At 62.8% G+C, this 13,842-nt stretch carries 15 protein-coding genes; 9 read left to right on the top strand and 6 right to left on the bottom strand.

The genetic code is table 11. The features are described 5' to 3' along the window. Positions 1-120 precede the first annotated feature (120 nt). The 5 genes from OXG98_19345 (at position 121) to OXG98_19325 (ending at position 3,040) form a co-directional block, all read left to right on the top strand. A complete protein-coding gene (locus tag OXG98_19345; GenBank protein MCY3774165.1) occupies positions 121-696 on the top strand; it encodes a sigma-70 family RNA polymerase sigma factor in 576 nt (191 codons plus the stop codon). Continuing rightward, on the top strand, positions 683-1,141 hold the full coding sequence (locus OXG98_19340; protein MCY3774164.1) for a hypothetical protein: 459 nt from the start codon (positions 683-685) through the stop codon (positions 1,139-1,141). Before OXG98_19345 ends, OXG98_19340 begins: the two co-directional genes overlap by 14 nt. Next, entirely contained in the window at positions 1,138-1,629 is a 492-nt protein-coding gene (locus OXG98_19335) for a hypothetical protein (protein ID MCY3774163.1), read from the top strand. The genes OXG98_19340 and OXG98_19335 overlap by 4 nt, the downstream gene beginning before the upstream one ends. Before the next feature lie 223 nt (positions 1,630-1,852). Next, positions 1,853-2,440 (top strand): Spy/CpxP family protein refolding chaperone, encoded by a 588-nt coding sequence (locus tag OXG98_19330; GenBank protein MCY3774162.1) that lies wholly within the window; start codon positions 1,853-1,855, stop codon positions 2,438-2,440. Positions 2,441-2,593: 153 nt separating this feature from the next. Continuing rightward, positions 2,594-3,040: a hypothetical protein gene (locus tag OXG98_19325; GenBank protein ID MCY3774161.1), complete on the top strand. Its 447-nt coding sequence runs from the start codon at positions 2,594-2,596 to the stop codon at positions 3,038-3,040. 71 nt (positions 3,041-3,111) lie between these two features. On the opposite strand, the gene OXG98_19320 is transcribed toward OXG98_19325, so the two are convergent. Beyond that, positions 3,112-4,314: a hypothetical protein gene (locus OXG98_19320; protein MCY3774160.1), complete on the bottom strand. Its 1,203-nt coding sequence runs from the start codon at positions 4,312-4,314 to the stop codon at positions 3,112-3,114. A gap of 327 nt (positions 4,315-4,641) precedes the next feature. Here OXG98_19320 and OXG98_19315 point away from each other — a divergent pair, with 327 nt between their 5' ends. The 4 genes from OXG98_19315 to OXG98_19300 all read left to right on the top strand — a co-directional run bounded on the left by OXG98_19315 (position 4,642) and on the right by OXG98_19300 (position 9,127). Beyond that, the gene (locus OXG98_19315) at positions 4,642-6,471 is read left to right on the top strand and encodes a hypothetical protein (GenBank protein MCY3774159.1); all 1,830 of its coding nucleotides are present in this window, start codon (positions 4,642-4,644) and stop codon (positions 6,469-6,471) included. 11 nt (positions 6,472-6,482) lie between these two features. Next, entirely contained in the window at positions 6,483-7,184 is a 702-nt protein-coding gene (locus tag OXG98_19310) for a DUF2491 family protein (protein MCY3774158.1), read from the top strand. Between the two features lie 113 nt (positions 7,185-7,297). Beyond that, the gene (locus OXG98_19305; GenBank protein MCY3774157.1) at positions 7,298-8,068 is read left to right on the top strand and encodes a hypothetical protein; all 771 of its coding nucleotides are present in this window, start codon (positions 7,298-7,300) and stop codon (positions 8,066-8,068) included. Between the two features lie 192 nt (positions 8,069-8,260). Next, the gene (locus OXG98_19300; protein ID MCY3774156.1) at positions 8,261-9,127 is read left to right on the top strand and encodes an ion transporter; all 867 of its coding nucleotides are present in this window, start codon (positions 8,261-8,263) and stop codon (positions 9,125-9,127) included. Positions 9,128-9,214: 87 nt separating this feature from the next. Here OXG98_19300 and OXG98_19295 read toward each other — a convergent pair whose 3' ends face one another. From OXG98_19295 to OXG98_19275, 5 genes are all read right to left on the bottom strand, one after another. Further along, on the bottom strand, positions 9,215-10,042 hold the full coding sequence (locus OXG98_19295) for a hypothetical protein (protein ID MCY3774155.1): 828 nt from the start codon (positions 10,040-10,042) through the stop codon (positions 9,215-9,217). A 125-nt stretch (positions 10,043-10,167) separates the two neighbouring features. Beyond that, a complete protein-coding gene (locus OXG98_19290; GenBank protein MCY3774154.1) occupies positions 10,168-11,226 on the bottom strand; it encodes a PfkB family carbohydrate kinase in 1,059 nt (352 codons plus the stop codon). Continuing rightward, complete coding sequence (locus tag OXG98_19285; protein ID MCY3774153.1) at positions 11,223-12,032, bottom strand: hypothetical protein; 810 nt, start codon at positions 12,030-12,032, stop codon at positions 11,223-11,225. Before OXG98_19285 ends, OXG98_19290 begins: the two co-directional genes overlap by 4 nt. Beyond that, the gene (locus tag OXG98_19280; protein ID MCY3774152.1) at positions 12,029-12,997 is read right to left on the bottom strand and encodes an SMP-30/gluconolactonase/LRE family protein; all 969 of its coding nucleotides are present in this window, start codon (positions 12,995-12,997) and stop codon (positions 12,029-12,031) included. Before OXG98_19280 ends, OXG98_19285 begins: the two co-directional genes overlap by 4 nt. 113 nt (positions 12,998-13,110) lie before the next feature. Next, positions 13,111-13,797, bottom strand: a complete 687-nt coding sequence (locus OXG98_19275; GenBank protein MCY3774151.1) for a 7-carboxy-7-deazaguanine synthase QueE — start codon at positions 13,795-13,797, stop codon at positions 13,111-13,113. Between the last annotated feature and the right edge of the window lie 45 nt (positions 13,798-13,842).

Below are 13,842 nucleotides of genomic sequence, written 5' to 3'. Positions count from 1 at the left end.
CGTGTGGATCGATCTTCGGCTGTTTCGGGAATCGGGAAATGGCCGCGCCGGTCGGCAGTCCGTTCGACGCTGATCTTACCGGTCCGGTCCATCGAGGGATTCGGGATGAGGGAAGACGCCTTGAACGATGTTGCGCTGGTCGAAGCCGCCCGCGATGGCAGCGAGGAGGCCTTCCGGGAACTGGTTGCGCGGTACGAGAACCGCGTGGCGTCGGTCGTCATCCGCATGCTCGGGGACACCCCCGAAGCGGAGGACGTGGGGCAGGAGACCTTCATCCGTTTCTATCACGGCCTCCGGCGGTTCCGCGGTCAGGCGTCGGTCGGCACTTACCTGACCCGGATCGCCATCAACCTGTCGCTTACCGAACTGAAAAAACGCCGGCGGCGTTCGATCTTCGTTCCCTTCACTCCGCCGGGCCGGGAACACGATGCGCCGGAGATGGATTATGCCGATCCGGGGGCCAGTGCCGAATACGACGACACGGCGGAACAGATTCAACAGGCGCTGCACCGGCTGAAACCTGAATTCCGTTCCGTCATCGTACTCCGGCTGATGGAAGGCTATTCCACGAAAGAGACCGCCGGGCTCCTGGGCCTGCCCATTGGGACGGTCCTGTCCCGCCTGAGGAGGTCCCAGGAGAAATTGAAACGCATGCTGATATCCACTAACAGGGAGCTTGTCCATGAAACGGTCTGAACTGGACCTGCTGTACCGTTCGCTCGATTCATCCCTGACGCCCGGAGAACAAGACCGCCTGGACGAGGCGCTCCAGCACGATCAGGGCCTTCGGGACGAATACGAACGGCTGATCCGATTGCGTGGTCTCATCGAAGGCCAGGAATCGCCATCGTTCCAGGCGGGTTTCACACGCCGGGTCATGGAGCGCCTGGCGACGGAATCCGCTGCCGGACCGGCGACGGACGCCGAGTACGAAGCAACGGTGGACTTCCAGGACGCGTTGTCCCTCATGTTCCGTAGAGTGGCGATGGCCGCGTCCATTGCCGCCGTGCTGCTGTTGACCTACAACCTGGCCACGACCGGAAACGTCTCCTTTACGGCGTCGTTCGGGCTGACCGAGGAACTGTACCCTGAAGACCTGTACGACGCGCGGATCGCGCTGGAAACGGAGGGCGCATTATGAACATCCACTTGAAGACCGCGGCCATCCTGCTGGCCACGTTGATCATCGGCATGGTATGCGGCGCGCTGATCCTGGGCGCCTTTGCCCGGGACCGCCTGCAGCCGCCGCCCCAGGTGACCCGGGAACGCTTCGTGGAACGGTGGGTCAGGATGGTGCGGCCGGACCAGGAGCAGTTGCAAAGGATCAGGGAAGTGGTGGGTGAGCACGAACCCGGGTTCCGGGAGAACTATATGCGCCATCGGCAGGAGATGCAGGCCCTGGTCGATTCGTTGCGCCGGGACCTGGAGCCCATCCTCACCGAAAGGCAAATCGAGCGGATAAACAGCATACGCGAGAGCCGCGACCGCATGCGTGAGTTCCGTGGCCACATGCGCGAGTCCGGCGACCGTGACAGGCCGGGTGGGCGCAACGGGCCGGGCTATCGCAACCGCGCGGACCGACAGGACAGCGATCGTTCGGAAGAGCGGGGGAGCGGGGAAGACCACTGACCCCCTCGTTTCGGCAGGCCCGGCGTACGCCGGGTGTGGGCCGTGCGCCGGGTGTGGGCCGTGCGCTGGTTGAATGTTCAGGCGCCGGGTGAATGTACGGATGTAAAGATAGTTGGAATAAACCTCACCCGTCCGCCGTCTAATCCTGTAGAGCGGCACGAAGACGATCTCCGGAGATCGCGGTCCATACATCCGCCCGTTTTTTCACGAAGGGAGCGACAAAATGAAAAAGGTTATTTCGGGAGTCATTGCCGGCACGCTGAGTATCGTCCTACTGACTTGGGCATTCGACGCGTTAGGCAGAACCGGTCATGAAGACGGAGGACACCAGGAGCCCGCAGCCGCGGATGCCGATCACGGGCAGCCTGATGCAGTGAATGAGACGGCCGAAGACTCGGACGCTGACTTCGCCGAAGGACGCTTTGCGCGGACGCGTCTGTCCCGGAGCGCGATGGCCAGACTCGAGGTCACGGACGATCAGCAGGAGAAAATCAAGGCGCTGCGTTCCGCCTACACGCGGGAAATGATCCAGCTTCGCGCCGACTCGAGGCTCGCGCGGGTCGAACTTCGCGAACTGATGGATGAGGCCAGTCCGGACGTCGACAGGGTGAAAGAACTGGCCGCGGCCGTATCGGCGGCCCGGGGCAGTGTGTTCGAGCGAAGCGCGATCTTCCGCGCCGAGTTCAGGAACGTCTTGACCCCGGAACAGCAGGAAACCCTGCGAGAGTCATTCCGCGATCGGCGCGACGGACGCCGCGATTCCGGGATGCGCTGGCGGCGGGGCGGCCGCGAATCACGCAACCGGCGTTGAGGCGGGATCGACGGGATACGGAAGTTGATTTTCGTTTCGATGTGTGAGCGTATGCCGCGGTAGGATCCCAGGTCCGACCGCGGCATTTGACTGCGGCGTTAAATCGCGACGTTTACCCGTGGCGTTTTAACCTTCAGATAAGGAGTTGGAAAAATGAAATACCGTCTTCACCTGACCGTACTCGGCCTGATCGTCACCGCCTTTATCGCCAGCGACGCGGTCGCGCAGCGGGGCGGATTCGGCCGCGGGGGCGGCCGGGGCCAGAATAGCGCCATGATGGAACGCATGCAGGCGGTGAGCACCTTTCCCGTCGACAGGATCTGGCACGTCCTGAGTATCCGGATGGACACCACCGACGAGCAGGTACTGCAATTGCGCGCGGTCGTTAAAGAAGCCTCGTCTCAGAAGGAAGCCCTGGTGGCGCAGGCCACGAAGACCGGGGACTGGAGCTGGCTGCGCGAGCAGCTGGAAGCCAACGAAAATCAGTTCAAGGAAAAACTGAAAGGTACACTCTCTGCCGACGACATCAAGACGCTCGAGAAAATGGTGGAAGAGGCATCACGCATGATGCCGGGCAGATCCGGCAGGTCAAGGCGCTGAAGGATTGGACTGCCAGGACACGCCCGGGATAAGAGGCCTCTTCCGGACCGCCCGGAACCATCCGGATCCGCCTAATCCGACCATCGATCCATTCTCTCTTCATCCAGATCAACGCCCAGCCCCGGATCCTCGAACGGAGTGAGTTCACCTCCCTCGAGGGAGAAGGGCGTGGTGCAGACGTCGTCCTCGAGCAGCCCGGGTCCAACCAGGTCCGACGGTACGCTGACGCTCGCCGAAGCTACGGCGAGATGTACCGACGCCGCGGTACCTGGTCCCAGTTCGATGGTGCTGCCCAGCAGGGCGGGCCTGCCGGCGGTCTCCGCGGCGTGGATCAGCCGCCTGGCGCGGCGCAGCCCGCCGGCCTGGCAGGGCACGACATTGACGATGTCCACGGCCTGATGGCGTATCAGGGCCGTCAGAAAGGCGTCCCCCAGATCGGCGACATGCTCGATGATCGGAATGGGTGACCGGTCCCGCACCTTCGCCAGCGTTTCGGCAATGCCATCCACGTCCGCTTCGATCCGGGCGGGGTCGTCCCGCGACATGGGCCGTGAAAGCGCGCGGATCGGCGTCTCGCACGCGTCGGCGCCGGCCTCCGCCATATCCTTCAGCCTGGACAGCGCCTCGCTTTCCTCCCAGTAGCCGCTGGCGTCCACCTTGATGCAGGCGCCGGGCCCCGCGATCCTTCGCGCGAGCCTCACCCGTTCAAGATCGCGTTCGTGGTCTTCGCCCACCTTGAGCTTGAAGGCCCGCATGCCCGATCCGACCTGGTCGACTATCTCCCGTTCCAGGGCCTGCAATTCGTCCTCAAGCGTTGCGTCGCCACGCAGATAGGCCACCCAGGAAACGGACGCGGCGCGCCGGCAACGGCCGCCCAGAAGCTCGTACAGCGGAACGCCGTGCGCCTTTCCGACCAGGTCGAGCAATGCACTGTCGACGCCAAAGAGGATCAACTGCCTGAGTTCGGGGTACCAACTCCCCGGAAGCGCTTCATCGGCCCGGTCATAGAGGCTGCGCCAGGTCCGCATGTCGCCGCCGGCCAGCACGCCGGCCAGCAAGTCCTGCAAAGACCCAGGGGACGGAGCGTCCATCCGCGGCGCGATGTCGGAGACCTCGCCGATGCCGGTCAGACCGTCGTCGGCCGTCAATTCGATGATCTGGTAGGTGGTCCGGCCGTGATTGATGGTGGCCTTCAGTTGCTTGGGATCCGCGCAGTAGGTATCGTAGATGCGCGGGACGGAAACCTGGCGCACGCGGACATCGGCGATTCGCATATGCTCGCTTCCCATTCGAGGTTCTGACCGCGGCCTCGGATTCCCGGCAGCTTTCCCGGATTGAATCGAGATCCGATTTGATTCGAGGTCCGATATGGTATAGCCGTCGTGCGCCGAGGTCAACGGTATCTTCTGTCATCGCCGTGGCGGACAAATGTGGCCGGCCGACCTGCCGGTTTCAGGACACGCCCTAGCCGGATCACGCTAATGAATCGCCGGAATTGCCGGTGCTGTACCGGTTTGCAACTTGCCCGCGGGGTCGAAAGTCTATATCTTTAGAAAGCCAGAATCCGTACACACAATCCGACTACACAGGGGAAGTACCTCATGTCTCGACATATGAAACTGGTCATGATCGCCGGCTTGCTCGTGCTGACGGGCGGGTTTTTGCAGATAACTCCGGCCGGGAAGCGTGCCGATATGACCGACCGGATGCGCTCGGACGATTACGCGGCGACAACCACGGAAAGTGCGGAGAACTCGGAACGAACTATCCGGGAGATCACCGGACTGTTCGGCCCATTCGGTCCGGAGGAAGCGTACGCCCGCCGCGGGTTCGGTGGCTTCCGGAGTTCGCGGTCCCTTTGGAACCGCCGCAGTTCCTTCGGCCGCCGCAGCCCGTTCTCCCGGAGGAGTTCAACCACCGCCACGCGGCAGACACCCGCTCGTACAACCGGGCAATCCGCCACGCCGGCGCGCAGCACGTCGGCCGGGCAGTCCTCGGCCACCGCGGCCCGGTCGACCCGGGCGGGCGGTGCGGTTTCGGGCGCCTCCACGGGACGGGCCACGGCCAGGTCTTCGGTCATGGGCAGGCGGGTACAGAGTGAAACGGCCCGCAGGTCCCTGGCCACGCACCAGTCGCGCCAGGCCGGTTTCGCCCGGTCGTCTAACACGGCGGCCAATACGAGCAGCTACCGGGACAACGGCCTCTACAACCGGGGCTCGCAGAATCGCACATCCTATGACAACTACTACGCAGGCCGCGATAGTTATTACGGGGGCATGGGCTGGAGGACTCCGGGATACGCTTTCATGTCATACCCCAGTTTCGGCATGTGGGACGCCCTGTTCATGTGGTCCATGCTGGACATGATGAGCAGCCGTCGCCACTACGCTGTGGCCCACCACCACGCCAACGACGCGGGATACAAGGAATGGCGCGGCGAGGCCGAGCGCCTGGCAGAGGACAACGCGGAACTGCGCGCGAAGCTGGATGAACTGGACAGGCAGGTCGCCACGCTGGAAGGCACGCCGCGGGATCCCGAATACCTGCCGCCGGGCGTGACGCCGGCGATCGCCCTGGCCGCCGAAGTCGTGGCCACCGCCGATCCGAACCAACCCCGCATCACGGTGAACACGGGGGTGGAGAACGGCAACTACCATCGATTCGGCCAGATCCTCCAGTCCCACCTGCCGGATTTCGACGTGATGCTCGAGACCACGGCCGGCTCCGAGGAGAATCTGAACAACCTGGTGCAGAACCAGGTCGACGCGATCCTCGTGCAGAGCGACATCCTGAATTCCTACCTGCGCAAGAACCCCGGCGCGGAAGACCAGTTGGTCGGCCTGCAGTCCACGCTGTACACCGAGTACGTGCAACTGATCGTCAATGAAGACGGAGGAATCGCGAGCGTCTCCGACCTGGAGCCGAACACCCATATCGTGTACGTCGGCCCCCGGGGCTCAGGGACGCACAGGGCCTGGGAGGGCTTCGTCCTCCAGGATCCCCGGTATGGGGAGTTCAATACGCGGTTCGCCAGTTACGACGAGGCCCTGCGCCAGGTGGCTGGCAACACCAACTCGGTTATGCTGTTCGTCGCCGGTCTCAACTCCGAACTGCTGAAGGAAGCCGACCGGCAGTACGGAACGCAGTTGAGCATGGTCGCCGTGGATGAGCACTATTTCAGCACGGCCGTGGATCAGTTCGGCAACACGATCTACGAGGTGGCGACGATCCCCCACGAGACCTATCCCGAACTGCAGGAGGGCTGGCTCTTCGGCTATTTCGACAGCAGCGTGGAGACGCTGACGGTGGACGCCATCCTGATTCTGTCCAAGCGGTGGGTGGATACCTACGGCAGCAAGCCGATGACCCTCTTCGAAGATGCCCTGTGGCGGTCCATGGACGACATCAAGCCCATCGTGGGCGAGGAGTAGCGCGGGCCCCGATGAGCTTCCACATCATTCGTTCCGTAGCGAAGAAGCAGGCGAAAGAGGCGGCCGGTTTCTTCCGGAAGAAGCCGACCCGGGTGGACCAGGATCTTCCCCTGGGTGTCGCCATCGATCGGCTGGTGGACATCGACGGCGCCGGGCTGTCCACCTTTATCGGCCTCGTCCATTTCGATTTACCATCCTTTCCCCTGGCCATCGAGGCGATCGGAAAGATCGACCTCGGCGAGGGGGCCATGGCCTACCGGTGCTATCTCCAGGGTACCTCGGCGTTCCTCCAGGTGGTGGCGGAGCACGGGGAGCCCGTGGAATGCCGGCTGTACGCGCTCGACAGAGACGTGTATCCCCATTCTGAGGAGATCTGGGAACTCTGGTTGAACGACCAGGACGGCATCATCGGTTCACCGGAAGTGCTTCACGGTGATGGGGAGGAACGGAGCTATCAGCGGGAATGGATGGACGGCGACGGGCAATCGGCGCCGATACAGGTCAACGAACGGATCATCCGCGACGCGTACGGCGAGCAGATCTTCGAGGAAACCCAGCAGGCCATGTCCTATTTCCGGGTGGCGAGCGGAGACCCCTACAATCCGGAGGATCCCGAACGGGTGGACGAATTCCTGTTGATCAGCGCGGGCGAGGGCGTTATAGAACTGTACCTGGGCGTGGAGATGATGCTCGAGGAAGTAACGGTCATATAGACCGCTCAATTGAACCTGGAAATCTCAACCTGGAAGTCTGAACCCAGAAACCTGAACTTGAGAATCTGAATCCGGCAGTTTGAACCTGGTTCGAAACGAGAAAGGATGAAAAAATGATCTGGCGATTTCTCTCCCGCGTCGGCAAGAAACAGGCCGGCAACGCCCTGGAGTCCTTCACCCAAGCCGTGGTGGCCTTCGATCCGGAAACCGCCTCCGAGGCGCAGATCTCCCTCATGGAAGAGGAGCTCGACAAGCTCGGGAAGCGGGTCGGCAAGGCCGAGATGGACGTGAAGAAGGACCATGAGGAGACGCAGGCGCTGTTGACGCAGTACGACCGGTACCTGGCCGCGGCCGAGCGGCTCGAAGGCCAGCTCGAAGGAGCGGAAGAGGCTCAGCGTCCCAAGCTGGAGGAGAGCCTGGAAAAGCTGGTTGCGGAACTGGAGCGTCTGAACCCCGAGATCGAGCGGGAGCGCCGGGAGGACCAGGAAGCGGAGGCCTTCGCGACCGAGCTGCGCCAGGCTTACGATGCGGCGGCCGAGAAACTGAAGCAGGCCCAGGTCCAACTCAAGCAGGCCCAGCGCCGCATGGAGCAGGCCCGGATGAAGAAGGAACGGGCCCTCGAACGCGCCGAAGGCGTGCGGCAGGCCGCGGGACTGAGCAGTTCCCTGGGCGGGCTCGACACGGCCCTCAACGCCATGGACAAGGAGACGGAGAAGGCGGAAACGACCTCCCGCGCGGCGGAACTGAAAATCGGCGCTTTCGGCCAGACCGAAATCACCGACGATCCGAACATCGCGGCGGCCCTGGAAGCGGCCGAGAAACCCGCGCTGCCCGCTTCCTCGACACGGGACCGGCTGGCGGCCCTGCGCTCCAGGAAGTCCTGAGACCGTCGAAGGACTTGAATTCAAAGGCTCACCCGATGCGAAAGGCGGACGGTGGGCCTTTCTCATATGGGACAGTAACCCTGAATTGGTCACACGATCTCAGCAACGCGATCAAACAGATTAACCCCAACACAATCAGGACAAACCAACGCATCAAGGATAAGCCCAACACATTCGCCCAGGAGGCAAACCATGCCGGGAATCCTTTCCAACCTCCTTGCGGCCGTACACCGCTTCGGTCCCTACGTGCTGGCCGTCAACATGATCCTCTACTTCATCGAGTTGCAATACACGCAGACGCGCAGCAGCCTGGATGAAGGCGCCTGGGCCGGTTTCATCTGGATCGAACGGGTCATCGCCGGGTTCTTCACCCTGGAATACGCGCTGCGCATCAAGCTTGCGCCGCGCAAGGGCAAGTACCTGTTCAGTTCCCTCGGGCTGATCGACCTGGTCAGCATCCTGCCCTTCTGGATCGGATTCTATCCCGGACTGACCCAGGAGCAACTCGGCCTGGTCCGCGGCGCGCGGACGCTCCGGCTGCTCAAGATGTTCCGGTACAGCCCCAAGCTGGCGGAGTTCGCCCGATCCATGTACACCAATCGGATCCGGGTCGTGCCGATTTTCCTCATCACGATCATGTACCTGATGATCAGTTCCACCGTGATCTACGAGGTGGAACGCCGCGCCCAGCCGGAGGTGTTCAGTGTATACGGCGACAGCATCTGGTGGGCCGTGGTGACCTCCACCACCGTGGGGTACGGGGACAAGTACCCGGTCACCCCCCTTGGACAGGGGGCTACCGTCCTGATGATGATGGTGGGCATCGGTATCGTGGGCATGATTTTCGGCTTCTTCGCGGACAGCTTCCACGACTCGCGGCAGCCGCTGGAATCTTCGTTAATGGAGGCGTACTGCCGGGGCGTTCACGAAGAGGGGCCGGAAGGCCGCACGGTGCAGGCCCTGCGGCAGACCCACCGAAGCAATCCGCAGTTCCTGATCTTCGCCGATACGGTGGACCGGTATATCGGTCCGGCGGATGGGGCGGGCGGTCAGGGATGAAGTAGAATGAGACGGCGGTGGAGCTAGAAGCCGTCGGCAGTGAAGATAGAAGCCGTTTCAAAGGAATGATGCCGGGTTTCCGTGGCATCAGTTCCGGAGGGAGGTCTCCTCGGGCTCCGCCTCAGGTTCGGGCTCGAACGTCCCGATGGATTCCTTAAGGGAAATGAGCCTTCTGAGGCGTCGCCTGTCCTTGGGTGTAAATCGGTCCGTATACGCATCGTAGATGGGTTGCTCCGGCGCCCCGTCGATTCGCGTAACGATAACGTACAGGAAGAGGTTGTCCACGTCCTCCGGGGCGTTCCTCCATACCGGCGACAGCAGGGCGAAATTCCAGACGGCCCGCTCGTCCGGCCCCAGATCCTTGCCTTCCGTGTGCCGGATATTGTAGTTGAAATCGTCGTCCAGGATCCACTTGCGGGGTTCCCTTCTCATAAGCGATCCGCGGAAATACACCTTCGAGATCCGGTGTTCCGTACGGTTGTGAATGGAGAGTTTCACGACGTTCTGGCCCCGCTGCACGTAGTACTCGACCCCCCTTACCCGCACGTCCTTGAGACTCGCCATGGCGGAATCCGTGTTCTCCTTCTTCTCCTCGAGGGCCGTAATGGCCTTGTTCACCCTTTCGTTCCACTCAGCGAAGATATCTCGCGCGTCCATGCCGTCCAGCCGGCCGCGGACCCGGTTCCGGATGGCCTCCGACGCGTTCAGCGAACTGATCACGTTGTCGCTGTAGAGGTACTCGAACGCATTCAGCACGTCGTCGAGTTTCTCCTGGTCGTCCTCGGGGAGGGCGGCCTTGATCTCGGCTATGGATGCGTCGAAGGTCTCGACGTTCGCGCCATCCACGGTAGGTCCGGACTTGCAGGCCGTTGTTACCAGCACGAGACACGCGATAAACAGATAGAGGCGGATCATAACCCGCTCCTGCCGGACATCCTCTCGTACGCTTTGGCTTTCATGTCGATACTAACCCGATTTGTGCTAAATGTACACGATTTTACGTCCCCGGCAACACGCGGTTCCCATGTCTGCCCGGCGCGTTACTCGGACGGCTCTCCTTCACGCCCGGCGAGCACGGCCTCGGATTGCGTTTCCCCTGCGCATTTACGGGACACGAAATCGCGGAGTTCCCGCCGGGAAAGCACGGACGTGGCGGGCTTCTGCACGATGACGGTAGCCGCGTCGTTGGCCAGTTCTCCGGCCTCCCTGAGGGGAAGACCCAGGGCCGCGCCGATGGCGAGCCCGGCCCGCACGGTATCGCCGCAGCCGACCCTGTCCACGGGTACGACGCGATGTCCGGAAACATGGAAGAATCCGCCCGTTCCGAAGCCGCAGAGTCCTTGCTCGCCCAGAGTCACGACGGTATTGCGGCAACCAAGCGCGTCGTGAAGGCGGCGGCAGTCGGTTTCCAGCCGGTCCGTGGAAAACCCGCCAATGAGCGCGGCGGCTTCGGAGGCGTTCGGCGCGATGATGTCCGCACCGGCGAAGGCCGCCCGGTTGCCGGGCTTGAAATCGACCACGACGGGGATTTCGTGGAGGCGGCATTCGCCGATGATCTGGCCGGCGTTCTCCGCGGTAAAGACGCCCTTGTCGTAGTCGCTCAGAACAACCGCGTCGGTTTCGGGCAAGGCGCGAAGGACTTCCTTCACCAGCGCGGCGGAGATCCGGCCGTCCACCCGGCCGGTGCTTTCGGTATCGCGGCGCAACAGATAGTCGTCGTCCAGGTAAAGCCGGACCTTGGTGGTGGTGGGCCGGCTCTCGTCCCGGATCAGACCGTGCCGTATGGATAAACCGTCGGCAAGGTCCCGGATCTTGAAATAATGTTCGTCGTCGCCCGTCACCCCCACGAGGGCGGTCCGCACGTCCAGGGAAGCCAGGTTGGCGGCCACGTTGCCCGCGCCGCCGAGCACCTTGATCGTTTCCTGCGCCTTGTAGGCCCGCTTGCCCGCCTTCTCCGAATCGATGGGCTTGCTGTCCCCGGTCCGGCAGAATTCGTAAACGTCGAGCATGACGTCCCCGACGACCAGGACGCGCAAGTCCGGGAAACGGTCGATGAGCTCGCGTTTCCAACTGTGGTTATTCGGCGGTTTCCGGTTCATGGACTTCCCGTTTCGACACCTTTCATCGACGGGATGAGGGCGATGAGGCCGGCCTGGTCGAGGATGGCGTAACCCGCTCGGCGCGCCAACTCGTGGTCGTTCGGTCCTATATACCCCCAGGAGGCCAGCATCAGGTCCAAACGGGGTTCATCGGCGTTGAAACGGGCGTCGAGTTCCTCCAGGTTGCCGATGGAATCGTCGACGAATCCGTACCGCTCCCGGTCGAACCGCGCGTGGATCGCCAGCAGGTTCTCTATCTTGGTCGTTCCGTGATCGCCGGAGTACACGTTCTCCGGACGGACGGGCAGGCCGAAGTGGTGGCACAGCGTCACAGTGGCCTCCCGGTTCTTGTTGGTCAGGATCACGATCCCTTCGGCGTCCTGCCCCTTCAATTCGTCCCAGACCGGCTGATATACCGTGTTGAGCGATCGCCACTGGACCGGATCATGGGCGACGAACCGCTTGCGCGCCGCGAAGAATTGCCCCGTGCGTTCCACCAGAGGGACGTCCGACGCATCCCGGATCTTCCGGTAGGCCGCAGGTTCCAGCCGGTGACCGCCGGGCAGGCCGGCGTTCTCCACGCACCAAGCCATAAGATTGATCGCGTCGCCGGCCGGCTGGACGTGGTACCGGTTGGTCACGAAGAGTTCCGCCGCGTTGCCGGGCAGATCCTCCGGAGAAGTGGCGAGGCCGCCGGTCACCGCATTGTAGGCCGTAATCGACATCTCCACGACGGAATTCAGCAGGACTCCGTCGAAGTCGAATATGAGCATGGACCCGTTACCGGAGACGTGTAGACTCGTCACGGCCGCTGCACTCCCTGGGCTTCGACATAGAGGGCATACAGGGACTGGCTGGCGGCCATGAACAGGCGGTTCTTCTTCACGCCGCCGAAGCACAGGTTGGCGCAGGGCTCGGGCAGGTGGATCATGCCGAGCCGGTCGCCTTCCGGCGAAAAGCAGATCACCCCGTTCGTTTCGGGTCCGCCCCAACCCGAAGCGGCCCACAGGTTGCCGTCCACGTCCGTCCGGACGCCGTCGGACGAGGCTGGTTTCATGTCGGCGAATACGCGGGAACTCGTAGCGCGACCACCAACGTTCTCCAGCACGCGGATACGGGCGGGACCCTCGGGGTCGTGGGAAGCGCCTGTATCTACAACGTATAGACGTGATTCGTCGGGCGAGAAGCAGAGCCCGTTGGGTCGCAGGAAGTCGTCTGCGATGATGGCCGCATTGCCCGTGGCCGGGTCCAGCCGGTACACCCGGGTGGGCTGTTCGGATTCGGCCTTGTGCCCTTCGTAGTTCATCAGGATGCCGTATCCGGGGTCGGTGAACCAGACCGAGCCGTCGGAATGGACCACTACGTCGTTCGGCGCGTTGAGCCGCTTGCCGTCGTAACGGTCGATCAGCACCGTGATCGTCCCGTCGTGTTCCGTGCGCGTCACCCGGCGGGTGTCGTGCTCACAGGAGACCAGCCGTCCTTCGCGGTCGCGCGTGTTTCCGTTTGTGTTGTTGGACGGCTTGCGAAAGACGGTCACCGCGGCGGTCTCTTCGTCCCAGCGCAGCAAGCGGTTGTTGGGGATGTCGCTCCAGACCAGGCACCGGGCGTCCCCGATCCACACGGGGCCTTCCGACCACCGCGTCCCGGTGAATAGCCGCTCGATCCCGGCCGTGTGCAGCACGTAGGGCGTGAACCCTGGATCGATGATCTCCACGTTGGGATCGGGATAGCTCACGAGTCCCCGGTCCCAGTCCCTGGCAGGGTCGTTCATTACTACTCCTGGATGAAACGTAAATTGCCGATCCGGCCGTTCCTGCCGGCTTCAACGTAACGGCACAAGATATGTGGGAAGAAGCCCGTAAACAAGCAAGAAATGGCCCGGTGTCAGGTGCCGCGCGTGTCCCCGTAGAGATCGATATGTACCCGGGGGCAGTACCGGAAGCCGCGGGACTTGCAGGCCTCGGCGACCCATGCGCTCCGGCTGCTCAGCTCCTCCGCGGACCGACCCTGGGGCATGAGGAGCACCCGGGTGCGATCGACCTCGTCCAGGTCCTCGAGGAGTGACTCGACCTCGTCCAGGTCTTCCTGCCGGTCGACCACGAACTTGAGCTGGTAGGGGTAGGTCGCCATGAATCTGTCGAGGACGGAGAGGTTGATTCGAAGTTTCTCGTGGTTCCGGGCGTATTTCCCGTTCTCCTCGGTCCAGGGCGTGGAATTGGACAGCTTGGGGCTGAGGGAGGCCAGGTCGCAGCGCAGGTCGGCATACACGGTGCCGGCAGTCTCGATGGTGACGTGATATCCCGCTGCGCCCAGGGTCTCTGTCAGTTCAGGCAGATCCTTCATGAGGAGCGGTTCGCCACCGGTGATCACCGCGTGACGGGACGAAAATCCGGCGATGTCCGCCATGATTTCGTCCACCGTCTGCTCTACACCCTCGGGTGTCCAGGACGTGTAGGGCGTGTCGCACCAGCGGCACCGCAGGTTGCAACCCGAGGTGCGGATGAAGACGGAGGGGACGCCGGACAGCAGGCCCTCGCCCTGTATGGAATGGAATATCTCGGAAACGAACATGATCTGTACGGCGCCCCGTGCTTGACACTCTTTTCTATCGGGAAT

The sequence above is a fragment of the Gemmatimonadota bacterium genome (genome assembly GCA_026706345.1).
In the GTDB taxonomy this organism is placed as follows: Bacteria; JAAXHH01; JAAXHH01; order JAAXHH01; family JAAXHH01; genus JAAXHH01.
This window is presented reverse-complemented; position numbering and strand designations above follow the sequence as displayed.

Excerpts from the sequence above, each read along its gene's own strand:
- OXG98_19340 (MCY3774164.1), top strand. The coding sequence starts at position 683 with ATGAAACGGTCTGAACTGGACCTGCTGTACCGTTCGCTCGATTCATCC.
- OXG98_19335 (MCY3774163.1), top strand. The coding sequence starts at position 1,138 with ATGAACATCCACTTGAAGACCGCGGCCATCCTGCTGGCCACGTTGATC.
- OXG98_19330 (MCY3774162.1), top strand. The coding sequence starts at position 1,853 with ATGAAAAAGGTTATTTCGGGAGTCATTGCCGGCACGCTGAGTATCGTC.
- OXG98_19325 (MCY3774161.1), top strand. The coding sequence starts at position 2,594 with ATGAAATACCGTCTTCACCTGACCGTACTCGGCCTGATCGTCACCGCC.
- OXG98_19320 (MCY3774160.1), bottom strand. The coding sequence starts at position 4,314 with ATGCGAATCGCCGATGTCCGCGTGCGCCAGGTTTCCGTCCCGCGCATC.
- OXG98_19315 (MCY3774159.1), top strand. The coding sequence starts at position 4,642 with ATGTCTCGACATATGAAACTGGTCATGATCGCCGGCTTGCTCGTGCTG.
- OXG98_19310 (MCY3774158.1), top strand. The coding sequence starts at position 6,483 with ATGAGCTTCCACATCATTCGTTCCGTAGCGAAGAAGCAGGCGAAAGAG.
- OXG98_19305 (MCY3774157.1), top strand. The coding sequence starts at position 7,298 with ATGATCTGGCGATTTCTCTCCCGCGTCGGCAAGAAACAGGCCGGCAAC.
- OXG98_19300 (MCY3774156.1), top strand. The coding sequence starts at position 8,261 with ATGCCGGGAATCCTTTCCAACCTCCTTGCGGCCGTACACCGCTTCGGT.
- OXG98_19295 (MCY3774155.1), bottom strand. The coding sequence starts at position 10,042 with ATGATCCGCCTCTATCTGTTTATCGCGTGTCTCGTGCTGGTAACAACG.
- OXG98_19290 (MCY3774154.1), bottom strand. The coding sequence starts at position 11,226 with ATGAACCGGAAACCGCCGAATAACCACAGTTGGAAACGCGAGCTCATC.
- OXG98_19280 (MCY3774152.1), bottom strand. The coding sequence starts at position 12,997 with ATGAACGACCCTGCCAGGGACTGGGACCGGGGACTCGTGAGCTATCCC.
- OXG98_19275 (MCY3774151.1), bottom strand. The coding sequence starts at position 13,797 with ATGTTCGTTTCCGAGATATTCCATTCCATACAGGGCGAGGGCCTGCTG.